This window comes from Streptomyces sp. NPDC090994 (assembly GCF_044768905.1).
GTDB lineage: Bacteria > Actinomycetota > Actinomycetes > Streptomycetales > Streptomycetaceae > Streptomyces.
Genome location: NZ_JBIVWS010000051.1, coordinates 1 through 5,623, shown reverse-complemented (window position 1 = coordinate 5,623; position 5,623 = coordinate 1). Strand labels below are relative to the sequence as shown.

The window sequence follows — 5,623 nt, the reverse complement described above, 5'->3', positions numbered from 1 at the left end:
GCAACACCCGACAACTCCTCACCTCCCTCGGCCACACATGGACCCGCGGCCTCCCCATCAACTGGACCACCCACCTCGGCCACAACACCGAAACATCCCCACACACCGCCTGGAACCTCCCCACCTACCCCTTCCAACACCAGCGGTATTGGCTGGGCCGAGGCGGCGGCGGGGCTGACGCCGCGGCGCTGGGACTGGCGCGGGCCGAGCACCCGCTGCTGGGTGCGGTGACGGAGCTGCCCGGGTCCGGCGGTCTGCTGTTCACCTCGCGGCTTTCGCTGCGTACGCATCCGTGGCTGGCGGACCACGCGGCGGCGGGAACGGTACTGGTGCCGGGGGCGGCGTTCGTGGAGCTGGCGGTGCGCGCCGCGGACGAGGTCGGCTGCGGGGCCGTCGAGGAACTGGTGGTGGAGGCGCCGCTGCCGCTCCCCGAGCACGAGGGCGTGCAGGTGCGGGTGACGGTGGACGCGCCGGACGGGTCCGGGCGGCGTCAGGTGTCGGTGCACTCGCGCCGCCAGGAGGCGGCCTGGGTGCGGCACGTCAGCGGCACGCTGAGCCCGGAGAGCGGCCCGGTCGGCGGCAGCGTCGCGCCGGACGCGCAGGACCTGACGCGGTGGCCGCCCGTCGGGGCGGTACCGGTCCCGGAGGACCGGGTGCGCGGCGTCTACGAGGAGTTGACGGCGGACGGATACGGGTACGGTCCCTCCTTCCGCGGCCTGCGCGCGGCGTGGACGCGGGGCGACGAGATCTACGCGGAGGTCGCCCTGCCCGAGGAACTGACCTCCGAGGCGGCGGCGTTCGGCCTGCACCCCGCGCTGCTGGACGCGGCGCTGCACGCCACCGCCTTCCGCGACCGCGCCGGCGCCGACGCGGGCCCCGCACTGCCCTTCGCCTACCGAGGGGTGTCGCTGCACGCTTCCGGCGCGTCGGCGCTGCGGGTACGGATCACGCCTTCCGGAAAGGACGGTGTGGGTGTCCGGCTGGCCGACCCGAACGGCGCGCCTGTCGCGGTGATCGAGTCGCTGGTGTCGCGGCCGGTGCCGACGGGCGGGCTGGACGCGGCCGGCGCCGGCGGTCGGACGCCGCTGGAGCAGATGTTCCTCGTGGGCTGGGAGGAGCTGCGGGTCGCTCCCGCCACCCCGGTGGAGACGGTCGCCGTGCGGACCGTGGAGGACGTGGCGCGGGTGACCGGACCGTCGGCGGTCCTGCTGTACGAACCCGAGGGTACTGACGTGCACCGCGCCACCCACCGCACCCTGGAGGTGCTCCAGGCGTGGCTCGGCGCACCCGCGCTGGAGCAGACCCGTCTGGTGGTGCTGACCAGGGGTGCCGTGAGCGTGCGGGACGGTGACCGGCCGAACCCGGCGGTGGCCGCGGCGTGGGGCCTCGTAGGCACAGCACAGTCGGAGCACCCCGGCCGCATCCTGCTCCTCGACACGGACGCCACGGCGGCCTCCGCCGACGCGCTCCCCACCCTCCTGGCCGCCCTGCTGGACGGCGACGAACCCCAGCTCGCCCTGCGTGACGGAGTCTGCCACCAGCGGCGTCTCACCCGGGCCGGCGCCGACGAAGTCCTGACGGCACCGGCGGGTGAGCCCGCGTGGGAGCTGGGCACGCGGGCCCCGGGCACGCTGGACGGCCTGGCCCTCCTGCCGGCGCCGGAGGCACGGGCGGCACTGCCTGCTGGGCACGTCCGGATCGAGACGCGCGCCGCGGGCCTCAACTTCCGTGACGTACTGATGGCGCTGGGCATGTACCCGGGTGAGATCAGCATCGGCAACGAGGGCGCCGGTGTGGTCACGGAGGTCGGTCCCGGCGTCACCCGCTTCGCCCCGGGCGACCGGGTCATGGGCCTCTTCGCGGGCGCGGGCGGCCCCGTGGCCGTGGCCGACTGCCGCACCCTCGCGCCCATGCCGAAGGGCTGGTCCTTCGAACAGGCGGCCTCGGTGCCCTGCGTGTACCTCACCGCCTGGTACGGACTGCGGGACCTGGCGGGGCTGGAGCGCGGTGAGTCGGTGCTGATCCACGCCGCCGCCGGTGGTGTCGGCATGGCCGCCGTGCAGCTCGCCCGGCACTGGGGCGCCGAGGTCTACGGCACCGCCAGTCCGGCCAAGTGGGACGCGGCGCGCGCCGCCGGCGTACCCGACGGGCGGCTCGCCAACTCCCGTACCCTGGACTTCGAGCGGCAGTTCCTCGACCTGACCGGCGGACGGGGCTTCGACGTCGTCCTGGACGCGCTCGCCGGTGACTTCGTGGACGCCTCGCTGCGCCTGCTGCCCCGAGGCGGCCGGTTCATCGAGATGGGCAAGACCGACATCCGCGACGCGACCGAGGTCGGTGCCCGGCACCCGGGCGTCACCTACCGGGCCTTCGACCTGGCCGACGCGGGCGGCGAACGCATCGAGCGGATGCTGACCGAGCTGGTCGCCCTCTTCGACCAGGGCGTTCTGACCCCGCCGCCGCTCACCACCTGGGACATCCGGCACGCTCCGGCCGCCTTCCGGTTCATGAGCCAGGGCCGGCACATCGGCAAGAACGTGTTCACGCTGCCGCGCCGGCCCGACCCGCGGGGCACCGTCCTCGTCACCGGCGGTACCGGAGCACTCGGCAAGGTGGCGGCCCGCCGCCTGGTGACCGAGCACGGCGTACGCAACCTGCTGCTGACCAGCCGCAGCGGCCCCCGGGCCGACGGCGCCGCCGAGCTGGAACGCGAACTGACCGCCCTCGGGGCGAGGGTCCGCATCGCCGCCTGCGACGTGTCCGACCGGGACGCCGTGGCCGCGCTGCTGTCGACCGTCCCCCCGGACGCCCCGCTGAACGGTGTGGTGCACAGCGCCGGCACCCTGGACGACGGCGTACTCACCGCCCTGACCGCCGAGCGACTGGACACGGTCCTCGCCGCCAAGGCCGACGCCGCACACCACCTGCACGAACTGACCCGCCACTTGGACCTGGCACTGTTCGTCCTGTTCTCCTCGGCCGCCGGCACCCTCGGCAGTTCCGGGCAGGGCGGCTACGTCGCCGCCAACGCCTACCTGGACGCCCTCGCTCACCAGCGCCGGGCCCAGGGTCTCCCCGCCGTTTCGCTGGCCTGGGGGCTGTGGACGCAGGGCGCGGGGACCGGCCTGACCGGTCACCTGACCGGCGCCGACCAGCAGCGGATGGCACGCGGAGGGGTCATCGGACTGTCCGAGGACGAGGGTGCGGCGCTGTTCGACGCCGCGCTGCGCCTGCCCCAGCCGGTGCTGCTGCCGATGAGGCTGGACTTCGGCGCGCTGCGGGCGCAGGCCGCCACGGGGCCGGTGCCGCCGCTGCTGCGCGGCCTGGTCCGGCAGGCCCGGCGCACGGCGGGCACGGCCGCCGACGCCACTGCCTTCACCCAGCGTCTCGGCCGTGCCACCGCCGAGGAACAGGAACAGCTCCTGCTCGGCCTGGTCCGGGAGGAGGCCGCCCGGGTACTGGGCCACGCCACCGCGCACGCCATCGGCCCCGACCTGGCCTTCAACGAGTTGGGCTTCGACTCCCTCACGGCGGTCGAACTGCGCAACCGGCTCGCCAACCACACCGGGGTCCGGCTGCCGACCACCCTCGTCTTCGACTATCCGACGCCCGTCGCCCTCATGCGCCACCTGCGCGCGACACTCGTCCCGGACGACACCTCCGCTCCCGCCGCGCCGGGCAGCGAGGAGGACCTGCGCCGCGTCCTGGCCAGGACACCGCTGAGCCGTCTGCGGGAACTGGGCGTCCTCGACGCCCTCATGACGCTCACCGAGGAAGGGGCAGCGGACGCGGAGGAGCTCCCGGCGCAGGAGCGTAAGCCCGCGATAGCCGACATGGGCGTCGACGACCTGGTGCAACGCGCCATGAGCAAGGCCGGTAAGTGATGACGATGGGGAAGAAGGCGGAGGCCGGGATGACCACTCCCGACGCGAAGGTCGTCGAAGCGCTGCGTGTCACGCTCATGGAGAACGAGCGGCTGGAACGGGAGAACGCCGACATCCGCCGAGGGCTGTCGGAACCCGTCGCGATCGTCGGCATGGCCTGCCGCCTGCCGGGCGGCGTGACCTCCCCGGAGGAGCTGTGGAACCTCGTCGCCACCGGTGGCGACGCCATCGGTGACTTCCCGACCGACCGGGGCTGGGACCTGGACCACCTCTTCGACCCGGACCCCGACCACCCCGGCACCAGCTACGTCCGCCAGGGCGGCTTCCTGCACGACGCGGGCGACTTCGACGCGGCTTTCTTCGGCATCTCCCCGCGCGAGGCCCTGGCCATGGACCCGCAGCAGCGGCTCATGCTGGAGACGTCCTGGGAGGTCTTCGAACGCGCGGGCATCGACCCGACCGCCCTGCGCGGCAAGGACGTCGGCGTCTTCACCGGTGTCACCTACCACAGTTACGGCTCCGGAGCCCGCGTCCCCGAGGAACTCGAGGCGGTCATGGGCACGGGCACCTCGGCCAGCGTCCTGTCCGGCCGCGTCTCCTACGTGCTCGGCTTCGAGGGGCCGTCGGTCGCGGTGGACACGGCGTGCTCGTCGTCGCTGGTCGCCCTGCATCTGGCCGTCCAGGCCCTGCGCGCCGGGGAGTGCTCGATGGCACTGGCCGGTGGCGTCACCGTCATGGCCAACCCGGGCATCTTCGTCGGCTTCTCCCGGCAGCGGGGCCTGTCGGCCGACGGCCGCTGCCGCGCCTTCGCCGCGTCGGCGGACGGCACCGGCTTCTCGGAGGGCGCGGGCGTACTGCTGGTGGAGCGCCTGTCGGACGCGGAACGGCTGGGGCACCGGGTACTGGCGGTGGTGCGCGGCAGCGCCGTCAACCAGGACGGCGCCTCCAACGGCCTCACCGCCCCCAACGGCCCCTCCCAGCAACGCGTCATCCGTCAGGCACTGGCCGGCGCGGGCCTGACCCCTGCCGATGTGGACGCCGTGGAGGCCCACGGCACGGGCACGGCACTGGGCGACCCCATCGAGGCGCAGGCGCTACTGGCGACGTACGGTCAGGATCGTGAACAGCCCCTGTGGCTCGGCTCACTGAAGTCGAACATCGGCCACGCGCAGGCCGCCGCCGGAGTGGCCGGCGTCATCAAGATGGTCATGGCGATGCGGCACGGGGTACTGCCGCGCACGTTGCACGTCGACACCCCCAGCCCTCAGGTGGACTGGTCGGCGGGTGCGGTGGAACTGCTGACCGAGGACCAGGAGTGGCCGGAGACGGGACGCCCCAGGCGGGCAGGAGTGTCGGGCTTCGGCGTCAGCGGCACCAACGCCCACGTGATCCTGGAGGGAGTGGCGGAGGAACCGGTCGCGGCACCCGGGCCGGAAGGCGTGGTGCCGCTGCTGGTGTCGGGGCGTGGCGGAGCGGGACTGCGGGCACAGGCACGGCAGTTGGCCGAATTCGTACGGACACACCCTGAACTGGATCTGGGTGCGATCGCCGCAGGGCTGGTGAGCGGTCGGGCGGGGTTGCCAGACCGTGCGGTGGTGGTCGCCGAAAACCGGGCCGAAGCACTGGCCGGACTGGAAGCCGTAGCCGAAGGCACCGGAAGCAACCGGGCAGACGTGCAAGGACGAGTGGCCTTCGTCTTCCCCGGCCAAGGCACCCAATGGGCCGGCATGGGCGCCGAA

General features: G+C 73.7%; 2 protein-coding genes. Both read left to right on the top strand.

The features are described 5' to 3' along the window. A partial coding sequence (locus ACIQR3_RS38180; RefSeq protein WP_403546188.1) for an SDR family NAD(P)-dependent oxidoreductase occupies positions 1-3,884 on the top strand: 3,884 nt, incomplete at its 5' end. Positions 3,885-3,913: 29 nt separating this feature from the next. Further along, positions 3,914-5,623, top strand: a 1,710-nt coding sequence (locus ACIQR3_RS38175) for a type I polyketide synthase (protein ID WP_403546186.1), incomplete at its 3' end; no start/stop codon positions are given.